This window comes from Pseudomonas sp. FDAARGOS_761 (assembly GCF_013343155.1).
In the GTDB taxonomy this organism is placed as follows: domain Bacteria; phylum Pseudomonadota; class Gammaproteobacteria; order Pseudomonadales; family Pseudomonadaceae; genus Pseudomonas; species Pseudomonas aeruginosa.
In genome coordinates, this window is the sequence record NZ_CP054572.1 from 5,030,760 (window position 1) to 5,056,178 (window position 25,419).

The 25,419-nt window shown below is 67.0% G+C and carries 28 protein-coding genes; 14 read left to right on the plus strand and 14 right to left on the minus strand.

The annotated features are described in order from the left end of the window. Positions 1 to 7: 7 nt before the first annotated feature. Positions 8 to 1,066 (minus strand): biotin synthase BioB, encoded by a 1,059-nt coding sequence (gene bioB / locus FOC67_RS23465; protein WP_009315099.1) that lies wholly within the window; start codon positions 1,064 to 1,066, stop codon positions 8 to 10. A gap of 314 nt (positions 1,067 to 1,380) precedes the next feature. On the opposite strand from bioB, the gene FOC67_RS29780 reads away from it, so the two are divergent. Further along, on the plus strand, positions 1,381 to 1,623 hold the full coding sequence (locus FOC67_RS29780; protein WP_073650955.1) for a fimbrial protein: 243 nt from the start codon (positions 1,381 to 1,383) through the stop codon (positions 1,621 to 1,623). Between the two features lie 43 nt (positions 1,624 to 1,666). Here FOC67_RS29780 and FOC67_RS23475 read toward each other — a convergent pair whose 3' ends face one another. The 5 genes from FOC67_RS23475 to FOC67_RS23495 form a co-directional block, all read right to left on the minus strand. After that, the gene (locus tag FOC67_RS23475) at positions 1,667 to 2,644 is read right to left on the minus strand and encodes a biotin-dependent carboxyltransferase family protein (RefSeq protein ID WP_003084819.1); all 978 of its coding nucleotides are present in this window, start codon (positions 2,642 to 2,644) and stop codon (positions 1,667 to 1,669) included. After that, positions 2,634 to 3,512 carry an allophanate hydrolase subunit 1 gene (locus FOC67_RS23480; RefSeq protein WP_009315097.1) on the minus strand — a complete coding sequence of 293 codons (879 nt, stop codon included), beginning with the start codon at positions 3,510 to 3,512 and terminating at the stop codon, positions 2,634 to 2,636. The genes FOC67_RS23475 and FOC67_RS23480 overlap by 11 nt, the downstream gene beginning before the upstream one ends. 1 nt (position 3,513) lies before the next feature. Then, positions 3,514 to 4,890 carry an acetyl-CoA carboxylase biotin carboxylase subunit gene (locus FOC67_RS23485; RefSeq protein ID WP_003084815.1) on the minus strand — a complete coding sequence of 459 codons (1,377 nt, stop codon included), beginning with the start codon at positions 4,888 to 4,890 and terminating at the stop codon, positions 3,514 to 3,516. A gap of 10 nt (positions 4,891 to 4,900) precedes the next feature. Continuing rightward, the gene (locus FOC67_RS23490; RefSeq protein ID WP_003084813.1) at positions 4,901 to 5,149 is read right to left on the minus strand and encodes an acetyl-CoA carboxylase; all 249 of its coding nucleotides are present in this window, start codon (positions 5,147 to 5,149) and stop codon (positions 4,901 to 4,903) included. Between the two features lie 76 nt (positions 5,150 to 5,225). Next, positions 5,226 to 5,984, minus strand: a complete 759-nt coding sequence (locus FOC67_RS23495; protein WP_003111232.1) for a 5-oxoprolinase subunit PxpA — start codon at positions 5,982 to 5,984, stop codon at positions 5,226 to 5,228. A 117-nt stretch (positions 5,985 to 6,101) separates the two neighbouring features. Here FOC67_RS23495 and FOC67_RS23500 point away from each other — a divergent pair, with 117 nt between their 5' ends. The 7 genes from FOC67_RS23500 (at position 6,102) to rarD (ending at position 11,562) form a co-directional block, all read left to right on the plus strand. Continuing rightward, a complete protein-coding gene (locus FOC67_RS23500) occupies positions 6,102 to 7,028 on the plus strand; it encodes a LysR family transcriptional regulator (RefSeq protein ID WP_003129068.1) in 927 nt (308 codons plus the stop codon). A gap of 53 nt (positions 7,029 to 7,081) precedes the next feature. After that, complete coding sequence (locus FOC67_RS23505) at positions 7,082 to 7,375, plus strand: hypothetical protein (RefSeq protein WP_003084806.1); 294 nt, start codon at positions 7,082 to 7,084, stop codon at positions 7,373 to 7,375. 138 nt (positions 7,376 to 7,513) lie between these two features. After that, a complete protein-coding gene (locus tag FOC67_RS23510) occupies positions 7,514 to 8,239 on the plus strand; it encodes a ComF family protein (protein WP_004365178.1) in 726 nt (241 codons plus the stop codon). Positions 8,240 to 8,280: 41 nt separating this feature from the next. Then, positions 8,281 to 8,601: a YfiM family lipoprotein gene (locus tag FOC67_RS23515; protein WP_004365177.1), complete on the plus strand. Its 321-nt coding sequence runs from the start codon at positions 8,281 to 8,283 to the stop codon at positions 8,599 to 8,601. Between the two features lie 67 nt (positions 8,602 to 8,668). After that, positions 8,669 to 9,427, plus strand: coding sequence for a TOBE domain-containing protein (locus FOC67_RS23520; protein ID WP_003103305.1), 759 nt, complete (start codon positions 8,669 to 8,671; stop codon positions 9,425 to 9,427). A gap of 61 nt (positions 9,428 to 9,488) precedes the next feature. Further along, a complete protein-coding gene (locus FOC67_RS23525; RefSeq protein ID WP_003129062.1) occupies positions 9,489 to 10,463 on the plus strand; it encodes a serine/threonine protein kinase in 975 nt (324 codons plus the stop codon). Between the two features lie 202 nt (positions 10,464 to 10,665). Continuing rightward, positions 10,666 to 11,562 carry an EamA family transporter RarD gene (gene rarD / locus FOC67_RS23530; protein ID WP_003103301.1) on the plus strand — a complete coding sequence of 299 codons (897 nt, stop codon included), beginning with the start codon at positions 10,666 to 10,668 and terminating at the stop codon, positions 11,560 to 11,562. A gap of 690 nt (positions 11,563 to 12,252) precedes the next feature. Here rarD and FOC67_RS23535 read toward each other — a convergent pair. Then, positions 12,253 to 12,768, minus strand: coding sequence for a glycine cleavage system protein R (locus FOC67_RS23535; protein WP_003084789.1), 516 nt, complete (start codon positions 12,766 to 12,768; stop codon positions 12,253 to 12,255). 31 nt (positions 12,769 to 12,799) lie between these two features. Then, the gene (locus FOC67_RS23540) at positions 12,800 to 13,243 is read right to left on the minus strand and encodes a GNAT family N-acetyltransferase (RefSeq protein WP_003084786.1); all 444 of its coding nucleotides are present in this window, start codon (positions 13,241 to 13,243) and stop codon (positions 12,800 to 12,802) included. Between the two features lie 306 nt (positions 13,244 to 13,549). Here FOC67_RS23540 and FOC67_RS23545 point away from each other — a divergent pair, with 306 nt between their 5' ends. Further along, positions 13,550 to 15,727: a malate synthase G gene (locus FOC67_RS23545; protein WP_003111109.1), complete on the plus strand. Its 2,178-nt coding sequence runs from the start codon at positions 13,550 to 13,552 to the stop codon at positions 15,725 to 15,727. A gap of 47 nt (positions 15,728 to 15,774) precedes the next feature. Here FOC67_RS23545 and FOC67_RS23550 read toward each other — a convergent pair whose 3' ends face one another. Next, positions 15,775 to 16,218, minus strand: a complete 444-nt coding sequence (locus FOC67_RS23550) for a hypothetical protein (protein ID WP_009315086.1) — start codon at positions 16,216 to 16,218, stop codon at positions 15,775 to 15,777. Between the two features lie 42 nt (positions 16,219 to 16,260). Further along, positions 16,261 to 17,058 carry a 3-oxoadipate enol-lactonase gene (gene pcaD, locus FOC67_RS23555; RefSeq protein WP_009315085.1) on the minus strand — a complete coding sequence of 266 codons (798 nt, stop codon included), beginning with the start codon at positions 17,056 to 17,058 and terminating at the stop codon, positions 16,261 to 16,263. A 103-nt stretch (positions 17,059 to 17,161) separates the two neighbouring features. On the opposite strand from pcaD, the gene FOC67_RS23560 reads away from it, so the two are divergent. After that, complete coding sequence (locus tag FOC67_RS23560) at positions 17,162 to 18,100, plus strand: LysR family transcriptional regulator (RefSeq protein ID WP_009315084.1); 939 nt, start codon at positions 17,162 to 17,164, stop codon at positions 18,098 to 18,100. A 78-nt stretch (positions 18,101 to 18,178) separates the two neighbouring features. Here FOC67_RS23560 and FOC67_RS23565 read toward each other — a convergent pair whose 3' ends face one another. Continuing rightward, on the minus strand, positions 18,179 to 18,655 hold the full coding sequence (locus FOC67_RS23565) for a GNAT family N-acetyltransferase (RefSeq protein ID WP_003084777.1): 477 nt from the start codon (positions 18,653 to 18,655) through the stop codon (positions 18,179 to 18,181). Between the two features lie 87 nt (positions 18,656 to 18,742). On the opposite strand from FOC67_RS23565, the gene FOC67_RS23570 reads away from it, so the two are divergent. Together FOC67_RS23570 and FOC67_RS23575 are read left to right on the plus strand one after the other, a co-directional pair. After that, complete coding sequence (locus tag FOC67_RS23570) at positions 18,743 to 19,669, plus strand: LysR substrate-binding domain-containing protein (protein ID WP_009315083.1); 927 nt, start codon at positions 18,743 to 18,745, stop codon at positions 19,667 to 19,669. A 347-nt stretch (positions 19,670 to 20,016) separates the two neighbouring features. Further along, positions 20,017 to 21,744, plus strand: a complete 1,728-nt coding sequence (locus FOC67_RS23575; protein ID WP_003084774.1) for an NCS1 family nucleobase:cation symporter-1 — start codon at positions 20,017 to 20,019, stop codon at positions 21,742 to 21,744. A 33-nt stretch (positions 21,745 to 21,777) separates the two neighbouring features. Here FOC67_RS23575 and FOC67_RS23580 read toward each other — a convergent pair whose 3' ends face one another. The 3 genes from FOC67_RS23580 to FOC67_RS23590 form a co-directional block, all read right to left on the minus strand. Beyond that, complete coding sequence (locus FOC67_RS23580) at positions 21,778 to 22,347, minus strand: TetR/AcrR family transcriptional regulator (RefSeq protein ID WP_009315082.1); 570 nt, start codon at positions 22,345 to 22,347, stop codon at positions 21,778 to 21,780. Between the two features lie 49 nt (positions 22,348 to 22,396). After that, a complete protein-coding gene (locus FOC67_RS23585) occupies positions 22,397 to 22,801 on the minus strand; it encodes a PaaI family thioesterase (RefSeq protein ID WP_003084769.1) in 405 nt (134 codons plus the stop codon). A 139-nt stretch (positions 22,802 to 22,940) separates the two neighbouring features. Then, positions 22,941 to 23,690, minus strand: coding sequence for a glutathione S-transferase family protein (locus tag FOC67_RS23590; RefSeq protein WP_009315081.1), 750 nt, complete (start codon positions 23,688 to 23,690; stop codon positions 22,941 to 22,943). Between the two features lie 168 nt (positions 23,691 to 23,858). Between FOC67_RS23590 and FOC67_RS23595 the strand changes: the two genes are divergently transcribed. Both FOC67_RS23595 and FOC67_RS23600 read left to right on the plus strand, forming a co-directional pair. Continuing rightward, the gene (locus FOC67_RS23595) at positions 23,859 to 24,377 is read left to right on the plus strand and encodes an RNA polymerase sigma factor (protein ID WP_009315080.1); all 519 of its coding nucleotides are present in this window, start codon (positions 23,859 to 23,861) and stop codon (positions 24,375 to 24,377) included. Beyond that, a complete protein-coding gene (locus FOC67_RS23600) occupies positions 24,374 to 25,345 on the plus strand; it encodes a FecR domain-containing protein (protein WP_003105235.1) in 972 nt (323 codons plus the stop codon). Before FOC67_RS23595 ends, FOC67_RS23600 begins: the two co-directional genes overlap by 4 nt. The last annotated feature ends 74 nt before the right edge of the window (positions 25,346 to 25,419 follow it).

Consider the following 25,419-nt stretch of genomic DNA (forward strand, 5'->3'; position numbering starts at 1 on the left):
AGTATGGTCAGGCGGAAGCGGCGTTATAGAACAGCTGCGAATCGCGTTGTTCCACCAGCGCCTGCTCGATGGCGGCCTGGTGCACTTCGTCGGCGTGCTCTTCGCGCTCTTCCGGCTTGATGCCGAGACGGGCGAACAACTGCATGTCCTTTTCGGCCTGCGGGTTCTTCGTGGTCAGCAGCTTTTCGCCGTAGAAGATCGAGTTGGCCCCGGCCATGAAGGCCAGCGCCTGCATCTGCTCGTTCATCTGCTCGCGGCCAGCGGACAGGCGCACGTGGGACTTCGGCATCATGATCCGGGCCACCGCCAGGGTGCGGATGAAGTCGAACGGATCGACGTCCTTCTCCTCGGCCAACGGCGTGCCCTTGACCTTCACCAGCATGTTGATCGGCACCGACTCCGGGTGCTCCGGCAGGTTCGCCAACTGGATCAGCAGGCCGGCGCGGTCGTCCACCGACTCGCCCATGCCGAGGATGCCGCCGGAGCAGATCTTCATCCCCGCCTCGCGCACGTAGGCCAGGGTCTGCAGGCGCTCGCTGTAGGTGCGGGTGGTGATGATGTTGCCGTAGAACTCCGGCGAGGTATCCAGGTTGTGGTTGTAGTAGTCGAGGCCGGCGTCCGCCAGCGCCTGGGTCTGTTCCTGGGTCAGGCGGCCGAGGGTCATGCAGGTCTCCAGGCCGAGCTTCTTCACGCCCTTGACCATCTCCAGGACGTAGGGCATGTCCTTGGCCGACGGGTGCTTCCAGGCAGCGCCCATGCAGAAGCGGGTCGAACCGATGGCCTTGGCCTCGGCCGCCGCCTCGAGGACCTTCTGCACCTCCATCAGCTTCTCCTTGTCCAGGCCGGTGTTGTAGTGGCCAGACTGCGGGCAGTACTTGCAGTCCTCGGGACAGGCGCCGGTCTTGATCGACAGCAGCGTCGAGACCTGTACGCGGTTCGGGTCGAAGTGCGCGCGATGCACCGTCTGCGCCTGGAACAGCAGGTCGTTGAACGGCTGCTCGAACAGGGCACGGACTTCGGCGAGGGACCAGTCGTGACGGGTGGCGACGGAAGCGGTTGCACTCATGGGGAAGATTCCTTCGACGCTTGCATGGCGCCTTTTGTCGGGGAGCCCCGGCACGCCGGGGTCAGGCTTAAGGGGCATCATAAGTGGCTCTAGGACGCTGTCAACCCAGACCAGGACACAGGTATACATCTGATCAATATTTGATCATTTCATCGGCGATCGTCGCCCCTGAGCATTTCACCCAAGACACTCGACTTCGGCCTACTTCAAGCGCTTCAAGCCGCCACCAACCAGACCCTCAAGGAGAAGCCTTTCCAGATCACTGCAAGCAAGAACTGCATAGCGCCTATGGCCTGGGAGCCCTTCTGAGTCCCGTGAATTCTTCCAGCACCGTAGGCGACACGTTGGTGCCGGGAGACAACAAGTCCGTAGGCATCACCGTGCTCAGGCAAGAAGACCGTCGCATCGTCCCCTTCAACAAAGAATTCCAATTGGTGGAACACAGCAAAGACCAGGTCGTGGTGAAGAACTTCCTGGCCCAACTGAAATGGATGACCAACGCACCTACGTTGGGTCGATTCAATGCCACCGCTGCGATAGATATCTACTACAAGTGAGCGGGAGGCCGCTTCGCAGACGGAAGCGGCCGGTATCGACGACTCAGCGCAGGAAGAAGTGCTGGAGTCGTTGCACTTGCCAGTTGTAACGGCGACGCGCCTCGAGACCTTCCTCCAGGCTGACGGCGACGAAACGCGCCTTCTGGTTCGGTTGCATCTGCGCCAGCCGGTTCAGGTCGGGGCTGATCACCGTGCCCAGCGTGGCATATCCCCCACCGGACACCGCATCACGATGCAGGACGATGGGTTCGAGCCCGCCCGGTACCTGGATCGAGCCGATGGGATAGCAGGCGTCGACGATGTTGGACGGGTCCGAGCCTGCGCCGAATGGCTGTTCGCGCGGCTCGAACCGGAGCGCCGTGCCGCCCTTGAAGCGGTAGCCGGTGCGGTCCGCCTCCGAGCCGACGGTCCAGGTCTCGGCGAAGAAACGCTCGACCGCGTCGGGAGTCAGGCGATGGACGTAGAGTCCGGGAACTACCCGCAAGCTCACCTCGCCGCCGACCTCCACCTGCAGCGAACGCGGCAGCGCCAAGCCCTCCACGGCAGAGGGCGAGGCAGGCCCCAGGGGCAGCAGGTCGCCCTCCGCCAGCCGTCGTCCCTGCAAGCCACCGATCGCCCCCAGACCGTAGGTCGAACGGCTGCCCAGCACCTCGGGTACCGCGATGCCGCCGTCGATGGCGAGATAGCCACGGGCGCCGGCACGGATGAAGTCGAACCCCAGTACCTGGCCGGCGCGAACCCGGAAGGAAGTATCCAGCGGCATCTCCGCGCCCTCCAGGCGAGGCGTCATGCGCGCCCCGCACACGGCCACCAGGGCGTCGCGCTGGAACTCCAGCTGCGGACCCAGCAGCGCGCACTCCAGCACGGCGGCGGTCGGTGCGTTGCCCACCAGCAGGTTGGCCGCGCGCAGGGCGTACTGGTCGAGCGCGCCGGACGGCGGGATACCCAGGTGATAGTGGCCTTCGCGGCCGGCGTCCTGCACCGAGGTGGCGAGGCCGGGCTTGAGCACCTTAATCGACATACAGCACCTCCTGCAGACGTTGCGTGCAGCCTCGCGGATCGGCGAGGAACGCGTCGAGATCGAAACTCACCGGACGGATGCGCAGGTCGAATGTACCCGCTTCGACTTCGGCCGCCATGCGCTCGTATTCGGTCCGCTCGATGGGGCGGAACTGGACGATGTCGCCAGCGCGGAAGAACACCATAGATTCCTCGAGATAGGGCAGGCCCTGGCGGGGATCGAAGATCGGCGCCGGAGTCACGCCGAACATCTGATAGCCGCCGGCACCGCGCACCGAATAGATGCAGCCGAAGCAACCGCCGTGGCCGAGGGTCAGCTTCGGCGTGTCGATGCGCGGACGCAGGTACTTGGGCACCTGCAACTGCCGTTCGCGCTCGACCATCTGGTACATGAACGGCAGGCCGGCGACGAACCCGACCATCGAGACGAACCACGGCGTGCCGCTGTGCGCCTGGATGAACGCCCGCACGTCGGCGTAGCCGTTGATCCGCGCGGCGTACTCGAGGTCGGTGGAGTCCGGGTCCTGGTGACGGTCGCGGAAGCGCATCAGGGTCTCGTGGGTCCAGGGATCGTTGTACAACACCGGCACTTCGACGATACGCGTCTCGATGCTGCGCGCGGCAACCGCCTCGGCTTCCAGGCCGCGCACGGTCTCCAGCAGCGCCTGCGGGGCCAGCCGGTCGGGGTCGAAGCGGACCTGGAACGAGGCGTTGGCCAGGCACACGTCGAGCACCCCGGGCAATTGCAGGGTCTCGATGGCGCGGGTGATCGCCATGCCGCGGAAGAAGGCTTCCAGCGACATGGACTCGGCGACCTCGGCGAACAGGTGCTCGTCGCCGCCGAAGCTGTAGCGGATGTTGGCGTGCATCTCAAACCTCCTGCGCGGCGGCGGTCCGCTCGGCGAGCCAGGTTTCCAGGGTAGCGGTATCGAACTGCGCGGCCTGTACCCGCGCATCGGCGAGCAGCCAGCGGTGCAGCGGCAGGGTAGTGGCCATGCCGGCCAGCACGGTGCGCTCCAGCGCCTGGCGCGCGCGGGCGAACGCTTCGTCGCGGTCGCGACCATGGACGATCAGCTTGGCCAGCAACGAATCGTAGTACGGCGGCACCCGGTAGCCGGGGTACAGGTGGCTGTCCACTCGCACGCCCTCGCCCTGCGGCCACTCCAGGCGCTCCACGGTGCCGGGGCTGGGGAAGAAATTGCGCGCCGGGTCTTCGGCGTTGATCCGCATCTCCAGCGCCGCGCCGTTCAGGCGAATGTCCTCCTGGCGCCAGGGCAGCGCCTCGCCGGCGGCGATGCGCAGCATGGCCTGGACCAGGTCGATGCCGGTGACCATCTCGCTGACCGGATGCTCGACCTGGATACGGGTGTTCATCTCGATGAAGAAGAACTCGCCGCTGTGCGCGTCGAACAGGTATTCCAGGGTGCCCGCGCCACGATAGCCGAGACTCTGCGCCAGGCGCACGGCGCTCTCGCAGAGGGCCTGGCGCTGCGCGCCGTCCAGCGCCGCCGAAGGTGCCTCCTCGAAGACCTTCTGGCGCCGCCGCTGCAGCGAGCATTCGCGTTCGAACAGATGCACCGCGCGCTCGCCATCGCCGAGGATCTGCACTTCGATGTGCCGCGCCTGGCGGATGAAGCGCTCCAGGTACACCGCCGGCGAACCGAAGGCGGCCTGCGCCTCGCGCTGGGCGATGGGGAATTCCCGACGCAGTTCGTCGGCGTCGTGGGCGATACGGATGCCACGCCCGCCGCCGCCAGCGGAGGCCTTGACCAGCAGCGGATAGCCGACCTCTTCGGCGCAGGCCAGCGCCGCGTCGAGGTCGTCCAGCTCGCCGGGCGAGCCCGGCACCACCGGCACCCCGGCGGCCATCGCGGTACGCCGCGCCTCGGCCTTGTCGCCCATGCGGCGGATGGTCTGCGCATCCGGACCGACGAAGACCAGTCCGGCCGCCTGCACCGCTTCGGCGAAGGCAGGGTTCTCGGAGAGGAAACCGTAGCCGGGATGGATCGAGTCGGCACCGGTTTCCCGCGCCGCCATGAGAATCGCCTCGATATCCAGGTAGCTCCGCTCGGCCCGCGCAGGGCCGATCAGACGTACCTCATCGGCCAGCCGCGCGGCCAGCGAATCGCGATCCGCCTCGCTGCACACCGCTACCGTGGGAATGCCCAGTGCCTGCGCGGCGCGGATGATGCGCACGGCGATCTCGCCGCGATTGGCCACCAGCAGCTTGTTCAGTCGCTTGTGCATGGCGTCCTCCTCAGGTAGCGCTGGCGATCACCGCCAGCACCTGTCCCGGCTCGATGGCCTCGCCATCTTCCACGTGGAACGCCTGGAGTATGCCGGCCTGCCCGGCCTGCACTTCGGAAAACTGCTTCATCACCTCGATCAGCCCGATCACGCTGCCGGCCTCGACCGCCTGCCCGACCTCCGCGTAGGGTGGCGCGTCGGGGCTGGCCTTGCGATAGAAGGTGCCGGGCAAGGGGGACTGCACGTTATGTTCGGCCATGACGAATCCTCATTATTCGAACGTTGTAGGAAATGGCAGAAAAGCTTGTCGCGAGGCTCGCCGAGGCGAGCGGCGCTCAACGCGGCGCCTTGATGCGGATGCCGGCGCCTTCCAGGCGCGCGCGGGTGCTGGCGACCAGCTCCAGGGCGCCGGGGGTGTCGCTGTGGATGCACACCGAGTCGAAGGCGATGTCGAGGTCCTCGCCCTCGACGGTGCGCACCTTGCCCTCGCGGCAGGCGCGCAGGACCTTGTCGGCGACCTGTTGCGGATCGAGGGCGGCGACCCGCCGGGTGAAGACGATGGAGCCGCTGCGGTCGTAGTCGCGGTCGGCGTAGAACTCGCGCACCAGCGGCTGGCCCAGTTCCCGACCGATGCGCCAGGTGGCCGAACCGGGCATGCAATAGAGCAGCAGTTCCGGTTCCAGGCGTTGCAGGGTCTCGACGAACAGGCGCGCGGCGGCCTCGTCGCGCGCCAGGTGCATGTAGAGCGCGCCGTGGGGCTTGACGTGTTGCAGCGACAGGCCCTGCAGCCGGGCGAATTCGCGCAGGGCGCCAAGCTGGTAGAGCATGTCGTTGACCAGCTCGATGGCCGGCGCGGCGATGTGCCGGCGACCGAAGCCGACCAGGTCGCGGAAGCCCGGATGGGCGCCGATGGCCACGCCATGCTCGGCGGCCATCTCCACGGTGCGGCGCATGCTGCTCGGGTCGCCGGCATGGAAACCGGTGGCGATGTTGGCGCTGCTGATCAGCGGCATGATCGCCGCGTCCACGCCATCGCCGATGGTCCATGGGCCGAAGCCTTCGCCCATGTCGGAATTGAGGTCGACTTCAGTCATTGCCGGCTGGCCTCATCTGTCTTGTTGTTGGATGGAGCCACGGTAAAAGCCGGGAAAGGTATTGGGTAGATTTATTATTCGATAGACTGGTTTCTGAAAAACAGATACCTCTTCCGGATGCTGCCCATGGCCCTGACCCTCCGCCAGGTTCGCTACTTCATCGCCACCGCCGAGTTCGGCCAGATCTCCCAGGCCGCCATCCACCTGAACATCTCGCAGTCGGCGGTGACCAGCGCGATCCAGGAACTGGAGGGCATGCTCGGCGTCGCCCTGTTCACCCGCACGGCCCAGGGCATGAACCTGACCGACAGCGGCCGGCACTTCCTCAACCACGCCTATTCGATCCAGCGCAGCGTCGACGACGCGCTCAACAGCCCGCAACCGGACACCCGGGTCGACGGCACCCTGAAGGTCGCCGCCAGCTATACCGTGATGGGCTATTTCCTCCCCCACCACCTGCAACGCCTGGCGCAGTGGTACCCGGAACTGGAGCTGCAACTGTTCGAGGACGAGCGCGCCAGCATCGAGCGCGGCCTCCTCGACGGTCGCTACGACATCGCCGTGCTGCTCACCGGCAATCTCACCGAGCCCGGGATCGCCGCCGAAACCCTGTTCAACTCCGAGCGCCGGTTGTGGCTGCCCAGCCGCCATCCGCTGGGTGAGAAGGCCGACCTGGGCCTGGCCGACGTGGCCGGCGAGCCCTACATCATGCTCACCGTCGACGAGGCCGGGCAGAGCGCGCTGCGCTACTGGCAACAGAGCGGCCACCGGCCGCAGGTGATCCTCCATACCAGTTCGGTGGAAGCGGTGCGCAGCATGGTCGCCAACGGCTCCGGCGTGGCCATCCTCTCCGATCTGGTGTACCGGCCCTGGTCGCTGGAAGGCAAACGCATCGAGACGCTATCGCTGGTCGACCCGGTGCCGTCGATGAGCGTCGGCCTGGCCTGGCGCCGCGACACCGAAGCGAGCGCCGGGATGCGCGCGTTCCGCGAATACTTCCGCCAGTCGTTCCTCGCTCCGCAGCAAAGCAGCAGCCGGCGCTGAACCCGGCGGCTAATCTCTGATCCAACGCTGGGAACACTCAGGACAGGACACTCATGGGTACAGAAGGCTTTTTCGACGGACTGGGCGAGATGCTGGGCAGGGCGATCCGCTTCGTGGTGGACCTGCTCTCCGGCCTGCTGGGCGGCATCTGGGGCGCCATGGACGACTTCCTCCACGGCCTGGCCAGGGCCATCGGCATGGACGCATCGCTGTTCAGCTTCGTCTTCCTGGTGCTCGGCCTGTTGCTGCTCTACAGCGGCATACGCGCCTTCATGCGCCGCTCGATAGTCGGCGGGGTGATCTGGACGGTGCTCGGCCTGATCGTCATGAGCTGGCTCATCCACTGATCCACGCGTCGGCCGTTTCCGCAAGGAGCGAAGGAAGGTTTCGGTTATCCACAGGCGAGTTCCGAACCCGCTGGCAACGGCTGGTCGGCGGCGCGCGCCTGCGGTTGCATGGTGCGACATCCGCCAGGAAGTCCCGCCATGTCGTTCCCGCTTCGTCCTCTCACGCGCTGGCTTTTGCCGCCGCCGGCCTGCCTGCTCTGCGCCGCCCGCAGCGACCAGCCGCCCCGCCCGCTGTGCCGCGCCTGTGCCGCCGACCTGCCCTGGTCGCGCCAGCAGTGCCGGCGCTGCGCCCTGCCCCTGCCGCTGGACGGCCAGGTGTGCGGCGAGTGCCTGCGCCGCCCGCCGGCCTATGAACAGGCGATCGCGCCCTGGCGCTACGCCTTTCCGCTCGACAGCCTGATCAACCGCTTCAAGCACCAGGCGGCCTGGCCGCTGGGGCGGCTGCTCGGCGAGTTGCTGGCGGAACACCTGCGGCAACGCTACGCCGAAGGCCTGCCGCGCCCGGCACGCCTGCTGCCGGTCCCGCTGGCGCCACGGCGCGAACGTCGGCGCGGCTTCAACCAGGCGCAACAGCTCGCCGAGCGACTGGCCGGCGAGCTGGACCTGCGCAGCGATCCGCACAGCCTGCGGCGAGTGCTGGATACTCCGGCCCAGCAGGGCCTGGACGCGACGGTGCGGCGGCGCAACCTGCGCCACGCCTTCGCCCTGGCGCCCGCCAGCGATGTTCGCGGGCTGCACCTGGCACTGGTGGACGACGTGCTCACCACCGGGGCCACCGCCGAGTGCCTTTCCCGTCTGTTGCGCCGGGCGGGCGCCGCGCGGGTCGACGTCTACTGCCTGGCGCGCACGCCGAAGCCCGGCTGAGCTGGGCTAAACTGCCGCGCAACCGATACGGGAGAGGATCCATGCGCGCACTGCTGGTCGTGGCCTGCCTGTTGCTCGGCGGTTGCAGCCACTTCGCCGAAGACGACTGGCTGGGCGAAGACAAGGCCCTGCATTTCGCCAGTTCCGCGGCCCTTACCGCGGCGGGCATGCAGATGGCCCACGACCGCGGCCTGCACGGTGCTCGCCAGGCACGCTTCGGCCTGAGCTTCTCGCTCGCCTTCGGCGTCGGCAAGGAACTCTACGACAGCCGTTCCGCCGGCAGCGGCTGGAGCTGGAAGGACCTCGCCTGGGACCTGGCCGGCGCCGCCGCCGGCTACGGTCTCTACCAGGCCGCCGAGTGACGCCCTTGCGTTTTGCCCATGGCTGTTGGAGCCTTCGCCGTATACGTCCGCTCATAGCGAAGCTTCCATGTCCGCACTCTCCACTCTCGCCCAGCACGTCACCCGTCGCCCGCAACGCATCGCCCTGCTCGCGCAGATCGCCGAACTGGGCTCCATCACCCGTGCGGCGAAGGCCGTGGGCATCAGCTACAAGGGCGCCTGGGACGCCATCGACGAACTGAACAACCTGGCCGAGCGCCCGCTGGTCGAGCGTAGCGTCGGCGGCAAGGGCGGCGGCGGCGCCCGACTGACCGCCGAGGGCGAACGCCTGCTGGCTCTCTACCGGCGCCTGGAAGCCTTGCAAGCGCAGGTGTTGCAGGCCGCTGAAGACGCCGAGGACCTCAACCTGATCGGCCGCCTGATGCTCCGCACCAGCGCACGCAACCAATTGCACGGGCGGGTCCTGTCGATCCATGGCGAAGGCTTCCACGACCGCATCGCCATCGAGCTGCCAGGCCAGCAACGCATCGAGGCGCTGATCACCCGCGCCAGCACCGAGCAACTCGAACTCGGTCGCGGCCGCCCGGTACTGGCGCTGATAAAGGCCGGCTGGCTGGACGTCGGGCTGGAACCGCGCGAGGACCAGCCGAATCAGTTGCAAGGCACCCTGGAGGAAATCCTCGCGGCCAAGGCCGGTCCCAGCGAGGTGCGCATCGCCCTGGGCAGCGGTCTTACCCTCTGCGCGCTGCTGTCCGGCGAACGCCTGGCCAGCCTGGGGCTGAAGAAGGGCCAGAAGGTGATCGCCTCCTTCGATCCGGCCCAGGTCCTGCTCGGCACGCCGCTGTGAACCTGCCGGCCCGCGCCGGCTTGCGTACACTAGGGGTCTTTCGAGCCTTGGATGCCCCGTCATGTCCCATCCCTTCGACCAACTGACCCCCGACCTCGTCCTGGATGCCGTGGAAAGCCTCGGCTATCTCAGCGACGCACGGGTGCTGGCGCTCAACAGCTACGAAAACCGCGTGTACCAGGTCGGCATCGAGGACGGCGAGCCGCTGATCGCCAAGTTCTACCGACCGGACCGCTGGAGCGACGCGGCGATCCGCGAGGAGCACGCCTTCTCCGCCGAGCTGGCGGAATGCGAGGTGCCGGTGGTGGCGCCGCTGTCGCGCGACGGCGAAAGCCTGTTCGCATTCGCCGGCTTCCGCTTCGCCCTGTTCCCCCGGCGCGGCGGGCGCGCGCCCGAGCCGGGCAATCTCGACCAGCTCTACCGCCTCGGCCAGTTGCTCGGCCGCCTGCACGCGGTCGGCGCCACGCGGCCGTTCGAGCACCGCGAGGCGCTCGCTGTGGATAACTTCGGCCACGCCTCGCTGGCCACCCTGCTGGAAGGCAATTTCATCCCCAGGAGCCTGCTGCCGGCCTACGAGTCGGTCGCCCGCGACCTGCTGAAACGCCTCGACGCCCTGTTCGCCGAGGTGCCCTACCAGCCGATCCGCCTGCACGGCGACTGCCATCCGGGCAACCTGCTGTGCCGCGACGAGGTCTACCACATGGTCGATCTCGACGACTGCCGCATGGGCCCGGCCCTCCAGGACCTGTGGATGATGCTCGCCGGCGAGCGCCACGAACGCCTGGCGCAGATTGCCGAACTGGTCGACGGCTACAATGAGTTCCACGACTTCGACCCGCGCCAGCTACCGCTGCTCGAAGGCCTGCGCAGCCTCCGCCTGATGCACTACAGCGCCTGGCTCGCGCGGCGCTGGGACGACCCGGCGTTCCCACCGAGCTTCCCCTGGTTCGGCAGCGAACGTTACTGGGGCGAGCAGGTGCTGGTGCTGCGCGAACAACTGGCGGCGCTGGACGAGGAACCGCTGCGGCTGTTCTGAGCCTCCTGCGGACAGGGCGAATGGCGCGCGGCGCTATCCGTCCCGCCGCGGGGCAGGCGAGGGAACGGCAAGTGTGCCGGTGCTTTTCCGCGGGAACTGTGCGCAGACAACCCCGTCACCCCCCTACTAGAATTCACAGGTCATCCGCTCGTGCATGCCGTGCACGGCCATTCTTACCTGCCTGACGTTTCAAGGATTCTCCATGGCGACCGCCAACCTCCGTCGGGGCTATGTCCTCGGCCTGACGGCTTATGTGATCTGGGGACTGTTCCCGCTCTACTTCAAACTGCTCGAACGCATCCCCGCGGTGGAAATCATCGTCCAGCGCGCGGTCTGGTCGGCCCTGTTCGGCGCCGTCCTGCTGCTGTTCTGGAAGCACCCGGGCTGGTGGCGCGAGCTGCGCCAGAATCCGCAGCGCTTCGTCGTGCTGGCCGCCAGCGGACTGCTGATCGCCAGCAACTGGATGACCTATGTCTGGGCGGTGAACAACGGCCACATGCTGGAAGCCAGCCTGGGCTACTACATCAATCCGCTGATCAACGTGATGCTCGGCATGTTGCTGCTCAAGGAACGCCTGCGTCCCCTGCAATGGCTGGCGGTGGCCCTGGCTTCGCTGGGCGTGGCGCAGCAGGTCTGGCAACTCGGCAGCCTGCCCTGGGTGTCGCTGGTGCTGGCCCTGACCTTCGGCTTCTACGGCCTGATCCGCAAAAAGGCGCCGGTCGCCGCGCTGCCCGGACTGGTGGTGGAAACCTGGCTGCTGCTGCCGCTGGCGCTGGTCTGGTTGCTGTTTTTCGCCGACGGGCCGACCAGCGAAACGGCTTTCTGGAGCACCCCGGAAGCCCTGTGGGTGGTCGCCGCGGGCCCGGTGACGCTGGTTCCGCTGGTCTGCTTCAACGCTGCGGCAAGGCACCTGCCCTACGCCACCCTGGGCTTCCTGCAATACCTGGCGCCGACGCTGGTCCTGCTACAGGCGATCCTGCTGTTCGGCGAGCATCTGGACTCCAGCCGCCTGACCGCCTTCGCTTTCATCTGGCTCGCCCTGGCCGTCTACAGCTTCGACGCCTGGCGCAGCCTGCGCCGCCTTCCCCAGCCGGGCTGACGTTATCCCCAGGCTTGCGGAACTCCGCAAGCCTGGCGAAAAAACACGCACTCCTTCCTATCCCCCGCCAATACTGGCGCTCAGCGATCCACCCCAGGCTTTTCCACAGGTTCATGCACGTACTTTGTGCATAGACCTGCCTTCTCCTCCCCGCAGGCGCGTGGATAACTCGTCGGAAGAAGCCCTGCAAAGCGCCTGATCAGTCTTTGAGCACACCGCTGTATGCCAGTATTACCAAGGGTTACACCGATATACACAAGACTTATCCACAAAGCTGCCCAAGGCTTTTGTGAGCAACTGTGGATGAACCGGAAAAGCCATCGATCAAAAAACGTACGGATTCTTGGACTGCCGATGGATAAAGGCCTGCATGGATTCTTCCCCGGCTTACCCACAGACTGCTCCACGTTATTTGTGCACAGGGGCAATAACAGCGGCGAAGGTTAATCCACAAGCAAAAGCGCAAGAGAGGCTGCTCAGAAAACGATCAAACCCTTGTATCGCCCATGGATGAAGGCCTGCAAGGTTATCCACACAGAATACCCACAGGCTGGTCCACCTGGTTTGGGAATAACCGCAACGTAGCTGGTCAAAAAACGCGCTACGACCTCCAAGCCTCGCGGCGCCTGGGTTTCAGGGTTTCACCCAAGGCTTTTCCACAGGCCCGTCCCCCCGCTTTCCTGAACAACTTCAGGACGCGTCCAGCACCAACTCCACCATCAGGTCGTCGGCCAGGTCTTCCAGTCGCTCGCGCAGGGTGTCCAGCGACAGGGTCAGCGGCACCGCCAGCAGCGCATCGGCATGGAACAGCGGTTCGCTGCTCATCGGCGCCGGGCGCACTTCGGTGGACAGGCTCTCCAGGTTCACCCCGTGCTCGGCCAGCAACCGGGTGATGTCGCGCACGATACCGGGGCGGTCGTTGCCCACCAGGTCGAGGTGGATAGGCTTCCAGTTGCATACCGGCTCGATCCCGCTTTCCGCCAGGAGCACGCGGATGCCGTGGCTGGACAGGCCCTGTAGCCCTTCCACCAGTTCGTCGTAGCCTTCCGCCGGCACGGCCACCCGCAGTATCCCGGCGAACTGCCCGGCCATCCGCGACATGCGGCTTTCCAGCCAGTTGCCGCCGTGGGAGGCGATGCATTGGGCGATGCGCTCGACCAGGCCGGGATGGTCGGTGGCGATCACGGTCAGGACCAGGTGATCCATGAGCTTGCCTCCTGCTGGGACGAATGGGAGTTCAGAGCTGCAGCCAGTAAGTGTAGAACTGTTCGTCACGGACATAGCCGAGGCGCTCGTAGAGCGACTGCCCGGCGTGGTTGGTCTTCGCCGTCTCCAGTTGCAGGCCGCAGGCGCCCATGCTTTCGGCGAAACCCCGGGCCTGGTTCATCAGGGCCTCGCCGACGCCCTGGCGGCGCGCCTCCGGGCGGACGTAGAGATCGCTGAGCAACCACGAAGGTCGTAGCGCCAGGGAGGCGAACAGCGGATAGAGTTGGACGAAGCCCAGCGCCCGCGCCTCGGCATCCCTGGCCAGGAACAGGGTCGAATCGCCCTGGCGCAGGCGCTCGGCGAGGAATGCGCGGACCTGCTCTTCCGGCGCCGGCACTTCGTAGAAGTCGAGGTAGGCGGAAAACAGCGGAACCAGGTCGGCGAGATCGGCGAGGGATGCGGCATGGACGGGCATGGCGAGGCTCCTGGGGCGATTCCGGGAGTATAGGCAAGGCGCTCGCAGCGCAGAGAAACATCCTGCGACGCCGCGCCGCAGTTGGGCTAGCGATAAATCGTGTACTGTTTTTAGATTTATCTGGAACAAAGTACAGTTTTTTTGCGAACATTAAGCCTGGCCAACGTGACCGTGAAGCGTCATCCAGTCGTAACGCGACGCGTAACCACTGATTTTTCCCGCGGCATCATGTAGTATGCCGCGGCTCGGACTACAAGGCCGTGCGGCCCGGGTCCAGAGCTGGTCTAGAGCAGAGTGAGGCAAACAATGACTGAACGCGTTCAAGTCGGTGGCCTGCAGGTCGCCAAAGTCCTGTTCGACTTCGTGAACAACGAAGCCATCCCCGGAACCGGCGTCTCTGCCGACACGTTCTGGACCGGTGCGGAGGCCGTGATCAACGACCTGGCGCCGAAGAATAAAGCCCTGCTCGCCAAGCGCGACGAACTCCAGGCCAAGATCGACGGCTGGCACCAGGCTCGCGCCGGCCAGGCCCACGACGCCGCTGCCTACAAGGCCTTCCTCGAGGAAATCGGCTACCTGCTGCCCGAGGCGGAAGACTTCCAGGCCGGCACCCAGAACGTCGACGACGAGATCGCCCGCATGGCCGGCCCGCAGTTGGTGGTGCCGGTGATGAATGCGCGCTTCGCCCTCAACGCCTCCAACGCCCGCTGGGGCTCGCTGTACGACGCGCTCTACGGCACCGACGTGATCAGCGAAGAAGGCGGCGCCGAGAAAGGCAAGGGCTACAACAAGGTTCGCGGCGACAAGGTCATCGCCTTCGCTCGCGCCTTCCTCGACGAGGCCGCGCCGCTGGAGTCCGGCTCCCATGTCGACGCCACTTCCTACAGCGTGAAGAACGGCGCGCTGGTCGTCGCGCTGAAGAACGGCAGCGAAACCGCCCTGAAGAACGCTGGCCAGTTCCTTGCCTTCCAGGGCGACGCCGCCAAGCCGCAAGCGGTACTGCTCAAGCACAACGGCCTGCACTTCGAAATCCAGATCGACCCCAGCAGCCCGGTCGGCCAGACCGATGCCGCAGGCGTGAAGGACGTGCTGATGGAAGCCGCCCTCACCACCATCATGGACTGCGAGGACTCGGTCGCCGCGGTCGACGCCGACGACAAGGTAGTGATCTACCGCAACTGGCTGGGCCTGATGAAAGGCGACCTGGCCGAGGAAGTCAGCAAGGGCGGCAGCACCTTCACCCGCACCATGAACCCGGACCGCGTCTACACCAGGGCCGACGGTTCCGAACTGACCCTGCACGGCCGCTCGCTGCTGTTCGTGCGCAACGTCGGCCACCTGATGACCAACGATGCGATCCTCGACAAGGACGGCAACGAAGTGCCGGAAGGCATCCAGGACGGTCTGTTCACCAGCCTGATCGCCATTCATGACCTGAACGGCAACACCAGCCGCAAGAACAGCCGCACCGGCAGCGTGTATATCGTCAAGCCGAAGATGCACGGTCCGGAAGAAGCCGCCTTCACCAACGAGCTGTTCGGCCGCGTCGAGGACGTCCTCGGCCTGCCGCGCAACACCCTGAAGGTCGGCATCATGGACGAGGAGCGCCGCACCACCGTGAACCTGAAGGCCTGCATCAAGGCGGCCAAGGATCGCGTGGTGTTCATCAACACCGGCTTCCTCGACCGCACCGGCGACGAGATCCACACCTCCATGGAAGCCGGCGCCGTGGTGCGCAAGGGCGCCATGAAGTCGGAGAAGTGGATCGGCGCCTACGAGAACAACAACGTCGACGTCGGCCTGGCCACCGGCCTGCAAGGCAAGGCGCAGATCGGCAAGGGCATGTGGGCCATGCCCGACCTGATGGCCGCCATGCTCGAGCAGAAGATCGGCCATCCGCTGGCCGGCGCCAACACCGCCTGGGTCCCGTCGCCGACCGCCGCGACCCTGCACGCCCTGCATTACCACAAGGTCGACGTGTTCGCCCGCCAGGCCGAGCTGGCCAAGCGCACCCCGGCCTCGGTGGACGACATCCTGACCATTCCGCTGGCGCCGAACACCAACTGGACCGCGGAAGAGATCAAGAACGAGGTGGACAACAACGCCCAGGGCATCCTCGGCTATGTCGTCCGCTGGATCGACCAGGGCGTCGGCTGCTCCAAGGTGCCGGACATCAACGACGTCGGTCTGATGGAAGACCGCGCCACCCTGCGCATCTCCAGCCAGCTGCTGGCCAACTGGCTGCGTCACGGCGTGATCAGCCAGGAGCAGGTGGTCGAGAGCCTCAAGCGCATGGCCGTGGTGGTCGACCGGCAGAACGCCAGCGACCCGTCCTACCGGCCGATGGCGCCGAACTTCGACGACAACGTCGCGTTCCAGGCCGCCCTGGAGCTGGTGGTGGAAGGCACCCGGCAGCCGAACGGCTATACCGAGCCGGTCCTGCATCGCCGCCGCCGCGAGTTCAAGGCGAAGAACGGGCTGTAGGCCGTTCGCCGCAGCGCAACGAAAAGCCGCCCCGAGGGGCGGCTTTTTCATTTCTTCGGGTAGCCATGCACACGCTCCCAACAGTCGTCACGCAGCTCCTCGGCATGGCTACGGATGCTGCCCCAACCGTTCTGCCGCAGCGCCTCCCGGGCCTCTCGACGTACCGCCTGCCATCCGGGGTGGGCATAGATGTCGAAGTCGAAGCAGCCCAGCGCTTCCTCGGGCAGCTCGTTGCACAGCGCCCAGACACGCCTCAAGGCATCGCGAAAACTCCCGGCCTGGTGACCCGGACAGCCTTCGAGCCACTCGTGCAGCGGCACGATCTTCTCCGACCAGGTAGAGCAGCCCGGGCAACTGCCGATGGTCTCTCTCTGCATGGCACCGTCAAGGGCCAGGAAATCGAGCGCCAGGAACGCCTCTGCGCTGAGCAGGACCCATCGATGCTCATCCTGCCCGTACCACGTCCAGATGAAACTGCCCGGCTCGTTCATGTCGGCTCCTGCGCCGAGGGAAAAGCCGCGACGATAGCCTAATCAGGCTGCGCCGAGAAAGCTCAGCACCGCGCCTTCGAACGCCTGCGGGAACTCGACGTTCGACAGATGCACCGCCGGCAGCGTAACCAGCCTGGCCCCGGCAATCGACGTGGCGATCAGCTCGCCGTGGCTGGCGGCGGTGACCGTGTCGTACGCCCCTGCGATCACCAGGGTCGGCCGCTCGATCCGCGCCAGTTGCGCGCGCAGGTCGGTATCGCGCACCGCCGCGAAGGAGCCGGCCAGGCCGTGCCGGTTGGTGGCCATGAGCATCGCCCGGAAGCGCTCGACGACGGGCTCGGCGCGCTCCAGCAGCGCCGGCGGAAACCAGTTGCCGAGGAAGCCCGCGGCGGTCTCGCTCATGTCCTCGGCCTGCAGCACCGCGGCGATGCGCTCGTCCCACTGCGCCGCCGGGCCAAGCCAGGCCGAGGTGTTGGCCAGCACCAGCCGCTCGATCCGCTGCGGCGCATGCAGCGCCAGCCACTGGCCGACGATCCCGCCCAGGGACAGGCCGAGGAAATGCGCGCGCCGTACCTCCAGCGCGTCGAACAGCTCCAGTACGTCCTCGCCCAGCCGGGCCAGGGTATAGGGCCCCGGCGGCACGCTGGAGGCGCCATGGCCACGGGCGTCGTAGCGCAGGACGCGGAAGTGCCGGGTCAGTGCCGGGAGTTGTGCATCCCACATGTGCAGGGTGGTACCGATGGAGTTGGAGAGCGCCAGCAGCGATTTCTCCGCCGCACCGTCCAGGCGATAGGCGAGGCTGGCGCCATCGCTGGTAGCGAGAAAAGACAGGTTGCCCATGGGAGCCTCCGGGGTCAGGGTGATTGCCATGCACGCCAGGCTAGTTGCGACGACCCCTGGGAAAAACTACAAAGAATGGAACGACTCTGTCAGGGAAGCTGACATGCACGATTTCACCCTCCACGACCTCCAATGCTTCGACGCAGTGGTCGACGCCGGCGGCTTCCAGGCCGCCGCACAGCGCCTGCACCGCTCCCATCCGGCGGTGTTCGCCGCCGTTGCCAGGCTGGAGCGCCAGCTCGGCCTGGTGCTGCTCGAACGAGGCGGCTACCGGGTCGGCCTGACCGCCGCCGGTCGCTCCTTCCACCAGCGTGCCCAGGCCCTGCTCTACGAACTGGAAGGGCTGCGGGGCCACGCCGCGCACCTGGCCCAGGGCGAGGAAAGCGAGCTGCGCGTGGTACTGGGCGACCTCTGCCCGCCGCGCCCGGCCCTGGCGCTGCTCGCAGGGTTCTTCGGCAGCCAGCCGCAGACCCGCCTGCAATTGCTGTTCGAAACCGTCAGCGGCCCGCTGGAGCGCCTGCTGGACGGCGAGGCCGACCTGATCCTGCATCGCGTGGACAAGTCCGACCCACGCCTGGAATGGCTCGACCTGTGCAGGGTCGGGCTGGTCCCGGTCATCGCGCCGGGCCTGCTCGGCGATCCTCCGCCGCGATCGGTGCGCCCGGAACAACTGCGCCCCTTCGCCCAGTGCGTGATGCGCGACAGCGCCCGCCATTCGCCGCCGACGGACTATTTCATGCTCGCCGGCGCGCGACAGTGCAGCGTGCCGGACCAGCGAACGAAGAAAGAGGTGATCCTCCAGGGCCTCGGCTGGGGGCACCTGCCGGACTTCCTGGTCGACGAGGAACTGGCCGACGGCCGCCTGCTCGCCCTGGCCGGGCCGCATCTGCCAGGACGCAGCGAAGAGGTGGTGGCGGCGCGCCGGCGCGATCGCGCGCAGGGCCCGGTAGCGGAACGCCTGTGGGCGTTCCTGCGGGACAACGCTACGACGTTGCGGGGGAAAAGCGGCGACAGGGCGGAGGGCGCCAGGCGTCCTCGGTGAGAAACTGGCGGATATCGCCAGGCGCTATTCGTCCTACCCCCACACACTCCCCCGGCATCAACGCCGGCTTGCCGCCAGCTACTCCGCCATCTTGCGCAACGCCTCGCCATCCAGCCGGTAGCGCACCCACTCGTCCTGCGGCAGCGCGCCGATGGAGCGGTAGAAGTCGATGGCCGGCTGGTTCCAGTCCAGCACGCTCCACTCCAGGCGTCCGCAGTCGTTGGCCACGGCCTCGCGGGCCAGCTCGCGGAGCAGCCGGCGACCGGCGCCGACGCCACGGTACTCAGGGGTGACGTAGAGGTCTTCGAGGTAGATGCCGTTGCGCCCCAGCCAGGTCGAGTAGCTGTAGAAATACACCGCATAGCCGATCGGCCGGCCTTCGCTCAGGCACATCAGCGCGCGGGTCGGCGAGCCTTCGGCGAACAGGCTGCGGCGGATGCCTTCGACATCGGTGACCACCTCGTGGCGGGCGCGCTCGTAGTCGGCCAGTTCGATGATGAAGGCAAGGATCTGTTCGGCGTCGGCCGGTACGGCGGGACGGATTTCGAGAGTCATGGGCAACCTTCCGGTGGAGGATCCGGCCATCCTAGTGCGACTGCTAAGATGCATGAAGTGCATTCTTCTCATCGGCAACTGAATAACATGCATCCCCTGCTGCGCCGTCTCGATCTCAACCTCCTGCTTGTCTTCGACGCCCTGTATCGCCACCGCAACGTCGGCACCGCAGCCAGCGAACTGGCGATCAGCGCCTCGGCCTTCAGCCATGCGCTGGGGCGCCTGCGCCAGGGGCTGGACGACGAACTGTTCCTGCGCCAGGGCAATCGCATGCAGCCGACCCAGCGTGCCGAGCACCTGGCCGCTGCGGTGGCCGCCGCCCTGCGCGCCCTCGGCGAGGGGCTGGAAGAGTGGCGGCCGTTCGTACCGGGACAGAGCCAGCGTACCTTCGTCTTCGCCGCCACCGACTACACCGCCTTCGCCCTGCTTCCGCCGCTGATGAACCGCCTGCAGCACAGCGCGCCCGGAGTGCGCCTGCGCCTGGTCAACGCGGAACGCAAGTTGTCGGTGGAGGCCCTGGCCAGCGGGCGGATCGATTTCGCCCTCGGCTACGACGAGGAACACGAGCGCCTGCCCGAAGGCATCCAGGCCCATGACTGGTTCGCCGACCGCTACGTGGTGGTAGCGCGGCGCGACCACCCGCGCCTCGCCGGGGCACCGACGCTGGACGGCTACCTGGCCGAACGGCATGCGGTTGTGACGCCGTGGAACGAGGACAGCGGGGTGATCGACCGGCTGCTGGCCCGCTCCGGCCTGCGTCGCGAAGTGGCGGTGCAACTGCCGACGGTGCTGGCGGCGCTGTTCCTGGCAGGCTCCACCGATTTCCTGCTCACCGCTCCGCGACATGCCGCACAGGCCCTGGCGGAAGCCGCCGGCCTCGCCCTGTATCCCGCGCCGTTCGACATTCCGCCCTACGTGCTGCGGCTCTACAGCCACGCCCAGCATGTCGGGCGTGATGCCCATGCGTGGATGATCGGGCAGTTGAAGGGCCTGGATATTTCCCGGACGGGCTGAGCTTCGCGCCGCGCACCGTCGACGGGCGCGGCGGTAACACTGGGCACAATTATTGTGCACAATTTTCCCAATACGCTCTCCTGGCGCCACGCTTTTTTCCCCTCTCCCTCGTCCGTCCGCATAAGCCCATGAATCGGTTCGAAATTCTTACCTGATCGAGGCGACAGCTTTTTCCCAAGCGGTTTCAGGGGCTTGCCGGTGAAAGGCCGGTTTCCGCAGAACACGGAAAAGTCGGTCGAGGATCGGTTGGCACATAACTGGCTTAAATCTTCGAAATTCTTGTATACAAAAACAATAGACGAACCCGACCTCGCGCCGAGTTCTTCCGACTGCCGGAGGAGACCGCCATGTCCAGCACCCCGAAGCCGCCCGCCTCGCCCCGCGAGTTTTCTCCCTCGCTGCTCGACCTCGGCACCCTGGAAAGCCTCGACAGCCTGCCGCGCGCCGGTCAGCGGAGCGCCGAGTTCTCCGCCTCACTGCTCGATCTGGGCACTCCGGCCAGTCTCGACTGCCTGCCACGCGCCGGGCTGCGCGCAGCGGAGTTCTCGGCGGCGCGCCTGGACCTCGGCACTCCCGCCAGTCTCGATTGCCTGCCCCGCGCCAGCCATCACGCCGGCCCCGAACTGCCGCCGCTGAGCCCGCGCCTGTACAGCGCCGATCTCGCCCCGACCAAGGCCGAAGGGCGCCGCTGGGGACGCTACAGCCTGTTCGCGCTGTGGACCAACGATGTGCACAACATCGCCAACTACTCCTTCGCCATCGGCCTCTTCGCCCTCGGCATGAGCGGTGCGCAGATCCTCGCCGCGCTGGCCCTGGGCGCGCTGATGGTCTACGGGCTGATGAACCTGTCCGGCTACATGGGCCAGAAGACCGGGCTGCCCTACCCGGTGATGTGCCGCATCGCCTTCGGCATCCACGGCGCGCAACTCCCCGCGCTGATCCGCGCGGTGATCGCCATCGCCTGGTTCGGCATCCAGACCTATCTCGCCTCCATCGTCCTGCGCGTGCTGCTGACGGCGATCTGGCCGGGGCTGGCCGCCTACGACCAGGACGCCATCCTCGGCCTGTCGAGCCTGGGCTGGGCGACCTTCGTCGCCATCTGGTGCGTGCAACTGCTGATCTTCGCCTACGGCATGGAGATGGTGCGTCGCTACGAATCCTTCGCCGGACCGGTGATCCTGCTCACCGTCGCCGCCCTCGCCGCCTGGATGTACCTGCGCGCCGGCGCCTCCATCGCCTGGTCAAGCGGCGAACCCATGAGCGGTTCGCAGATGTGGTTGAAGATCTTCGGCGGTGCGGCGTTCTGGGTGACCCTGTACGGCACCATGATCCTGAACTTCTGCGACTTCGCCCGCGGCTGCCCGGACCGGCGCACCATCAGCGTCGGCAACTTCTGGGGGCTGCCGGTGAACATCCTGCTGTTCGGCCTGTTCGCGGTGGTCCTCGCCGGTGCCCAGTTCAGGATCGACGGCCAGCTCATCCAGAGCCCCACCGACATCGTCGCCGCGATCCCCGACACCCTCTTCCTGGTGCTGGCCAGCCTGGCGCTGCTGATCGTCACCGTGGCGGTGAACATCATGGCCAACTTCGTCGCCCCGGCCTACGTACTCACCAACCTGGCGCCGAACCTGCTGAACTTCCGCCGCGCCGGGCTGATCAGCGCGACCATCGCGGTGCTGATCCTGCCCTGGCACCTGTACAACAGCCCCGGGGTGATCCTCTACTTCCTCGGCGGCCTCGGCGCGCTGCTCGGCCCGCTGTACGGGATCATCATGGTCGACTACTACCTGGTGCGGAAAGGCCGGGTGAACCTGCCGGAGCTGTACACCGAAAGCCGCGCCGGCGCCTATCACTACGCGCGAGGGGTGAACCCGCGGGCCATCGCCGCGTTCGTCCCGGCGGCGATCATCTCCACCCTGCTGGCATTGTTGCCGGCATTCGCCGAGCTATCGCCGTTCTCCTGGTTCTTCGGCGCCGGCCTGGCCGGCCTGATCCACTACGCCCTGGCCAAGCGCCGCACGGCCTACCGCGAAGTTTCCGGCGAAGCGATCGCGGTGGACAGCGTGCAGCACTGACGGATACCTGGCCGGCCTGGGCGCGACACCCGCCTAGGCCGGCAGTAGCGCCTGCAATTCTTCCTCGATCGCATCCAGCGCCTGGAACGACCGCTCGACGCGGGCCACCGCGACCGCCCCCTCCAGCGCCGCGAGGATCAGCCAGGCGCGCGAGGCGGCGAGCTTTTCCGCCAGTCCGTCGGCGCGCAACGCACGCTCGATGCTGGCGTGCCAGGCGCGGAGCGCCCGGCGGCATTCGGCATGCACCGGGGCCAGCTCGGCGTCGATGCTCAGGCTGGTGGAAAGCACCGGGCAGGCCTCTTCGAAACGCGAATGCTCCAGCCAGCCACGCAGGGTCGCGATGAACTGGCGGAGGACGTTGCGCGCATGGGGAGCCTGGGTCCCTGCGCGGTCGAGGAAGGACGCCACCTCGTCGGCGACGAAGCCGATCGCGGCGCTGGCGATCTGCGGCTTGCCCTCGGGGAAATAGTGATAGAGCGAGCCTTTCGGCGCCTCGGCGCGAGCGATGATGTCGCTCAGCCCGGTGCCGAAATACCCGCGGCTGGCCAGCAGCGAGGCGGTGGCATGGACGATCCGTTCGGCGGCATTGGACTTCTTCGGCAAACCTGACTCCCCAACTCACGGCAGACGACCGGGCAAGCATGCCCGAGCCTCAGGGCAGATGAAACACGCCGCTGGCGCTGGCCACCAGGCGCTCGCCGCTGTGCAGCCGGGCCGAGGCGAAGGCCATGCGCTGGCCGAGCTTGTCGACCCGGGTATGCACCTCCAGCCAGTCGCCGACCCGCGCGACCCCGCAGAAGTCCAGGCGCAGGCCGACGGTGACCATCGGCTGCGGCGGTTCGCGGGAGAACGCCATGGCGTAGCCGAGGCCAACGTCGGCCAGGGTCGAGAGCAGGCCGCCGTGGGCGGTGCCACCGTGGTTGCAGTGCTTTTCGTCGATGCGCAGCGCCACCACCAACTGGCGCTGGGCGTCGTGCCGGCAGAAGAAAGGACCGAGCAGGTCGAGCAACGGACTGCTGCGGAACAGCGGCTGGAACCCTTCGGGGACGTTCATCACGGTGCGGCCTCCGTTTTATATAGACTGGTCTATATAAAATATGCCCGGACGCTGGATCCACCAGCGCCGCGAAGGTCTTATCGAGGCGCTGAATGGCGCTTCATCAGGACGGCGCCCTGGGCGCCGCCCGCACTCCCTCTCAGCGGCTCATCGGACCGCGCACCGGCCGCTCGCGGGCGTGGCTGGTCGCGCTGAGCGGCGCGCCGGCCTCGCGCAGCGCCTGGCGCTGTTCGGCGACCGGGGTCTGCGCGGTGGCCTTCTCGAAACGCGCCAGATGCTGAAAGGCCGGCAGGGCGAAAGCGTCAGCCAACAGGCGCGCCAGGCGCGGCCAGCGCTCGCCGTCGACCTGGTAGCGCGCCAACTGGGCATTGCGGAACAGGCAGGCGACGGCGACATCGGCGATGGACAGCTCGCCGCACAGCCAGCCGCTTGGCGGGACCCGCCCTTCCAGGTAGTTGCAGATCGATGGCAGGTCTTCGTCGTAGGTGCGTTGCAGGATCGCCTGGTCGGGTTCGCGCTGCCAGATGCCGCGGTTGATCACCAACTGGTGGAACAACTGCCAGATGATCACCTGGCCCAGCCGCGAATCGGCGTACTCCTCCAGCCAGCGGGCCTGGGCGCGCTGGCCGATGTCGGCGGGATACAGGCTCGGCTGCGGGTAGCGCTCCTCCAGGTACTGGCAGATCACGCTGGAATCGTTGAGGACGAAGTCACCGTCCACCAGCACCGGAATCTGGCGCAACGGACTGAGGCGCTCGAAGGCCTCGTTGCCGAAGAACGGCACGATGGGGTCGATGCGGTAGGCGATGCCTTTCAGTTCCAGCAGCACCAGCACCTTGCGCACATAGGGGGACAGATAGGAACCGATGATCAGCAAAGGTTCGGCCACGGCGAGACTCCTGTTCTTGTTATGGGAACGCCGATCCTCCGGCAAACCGGTGGGACGACTCAAGTGGCTTCCCGACGGACGCCAATTGCAGGGATAGTCGCACTTTGCGATCATTTGCGAATAATTCTCGTTTTTCCATTCAATCCCGTTTCGGGATGGGGAGCGGTCGTGTCGGCGGGTGACGTCAGCAACAGCGAATTCGTGGGTAGCCTGTACCGGGACCACCGCGGCTGGCTGCTTGCCTGGCTGAACCGCAACCTCGGCTGCCGCCAGCGCGCCGAAGACCTCAGCCAGGACACCTTCGTTCGCCTCCTCGGCCGCCCGGAGCTGCCCGGCCTGCGCGAACCGCGCGCGTTCCTGGCGAAGGTGGCGCGCGGCCTGATGATCGACCACTTCCGCCGCGCCGCCCTTGAGCAGGCCTATCTCGCCGAACTGGCGCTGGTTCCGGAAGCGGAGCAGCCTTCGGCCGAAGAGCAGTACCTGATTCTCGAGAATCTCCGCGAGATCGATCGCCTGCTTGGCACGCTGTCGCTGAAGGCGCGCAGCGCGTTTCTCTATAGCCGCCTGGACGGCATGCCCCACGCGGAGATCGCCGAGCGTCTCGGAGTCTCGGTGCCGCGCGTGCGCCAATACCTGGCCCAGGGCCTGCGCCAGTGCTATATCGCCCTCTACGGAGAGCCCCGGTGAGCGCCGACGATCGTCATTCGCCGGTACGCGCGCGGGTGCTCGACGAAGCCATCGCCTGGCAATTGCTGCTCGACTCCGGCGAAGCCCATCCCGACGATCACCGCGCCTTCCACCGCTGGTACGCGGCGCATCCCGAACACGAACGCGCCTGGGAACAGCTCGGCGGCCTCGACCGGCACCTGGCGAGAGCCGCCAACGGGCCGGCACGCAACGCCCTGCTGTCCGGCAACGCACGCTTCAAGCGCCGCCTGCGCCGGCTCGGCGGCAGCGCCCTGGGGCTAGTGCTGGCGCTGGGCGTCGGGCTCGGCGTGGCCAACCGCTACGTCCCGGTCCGCTACCTGCTGGCCGATGCCTACAGCGCCACCGGCGAGCAGCGCGAGCTGACCCTCCCGGATGCCACCCATGTGCGCCTGAACAGCCGCAGCGCCATCGACGTCCGCTTCGACGGCGAACGCCGCCAGGTCGTGCTACTGGCCGGCGAGATCCTGGTGGAAACCGCCCATGGCGACCCGCGCCCCTTCGTGGTCAGCAGCGCCGATGGCGACATGCGCGCCCTCGGCACGCGCTTCCTGGTGCGCCGCGAGGAACCCGGCACGCGCCTCACCGTGTTGCAGTCGGCGGTGGCCGCGCGCGCGGAAACGCTCAGCGAAGAGCGTGTGATCAAGGAAGGCCAGCAGGTGCTGATCCTGCCGCAAGGCCTGCAGGCCAGCGAAGCGGCCCCGGCCCTGGCCGGCGCCTGGGCACAAGGCATGCTGGTGGTGGAGAACGCCCGGCTGGCCGACCTGGTGGCGGAACTGGGGCGCTATTCGCCGGCGCTGCTGCGGGTCGACCCGAGCATCGCCGACCTGCGCGTCACCGGCAGTTTCCCGCTGAAGGACACCCGCCTTGCCCTTCAGGCTTTGGAGCCGAGCCTGCCGGTGCGCAGCGTGAGGCACAACGCCTGGTGGTTCGAAGTGGTGCCACGCTGAACCGAACGGGCCGGCGAAAAATTTTTCCCGCCGGCCCTATCACTTTTTCCGACTCGTCCGGCAAGGAGGCATTG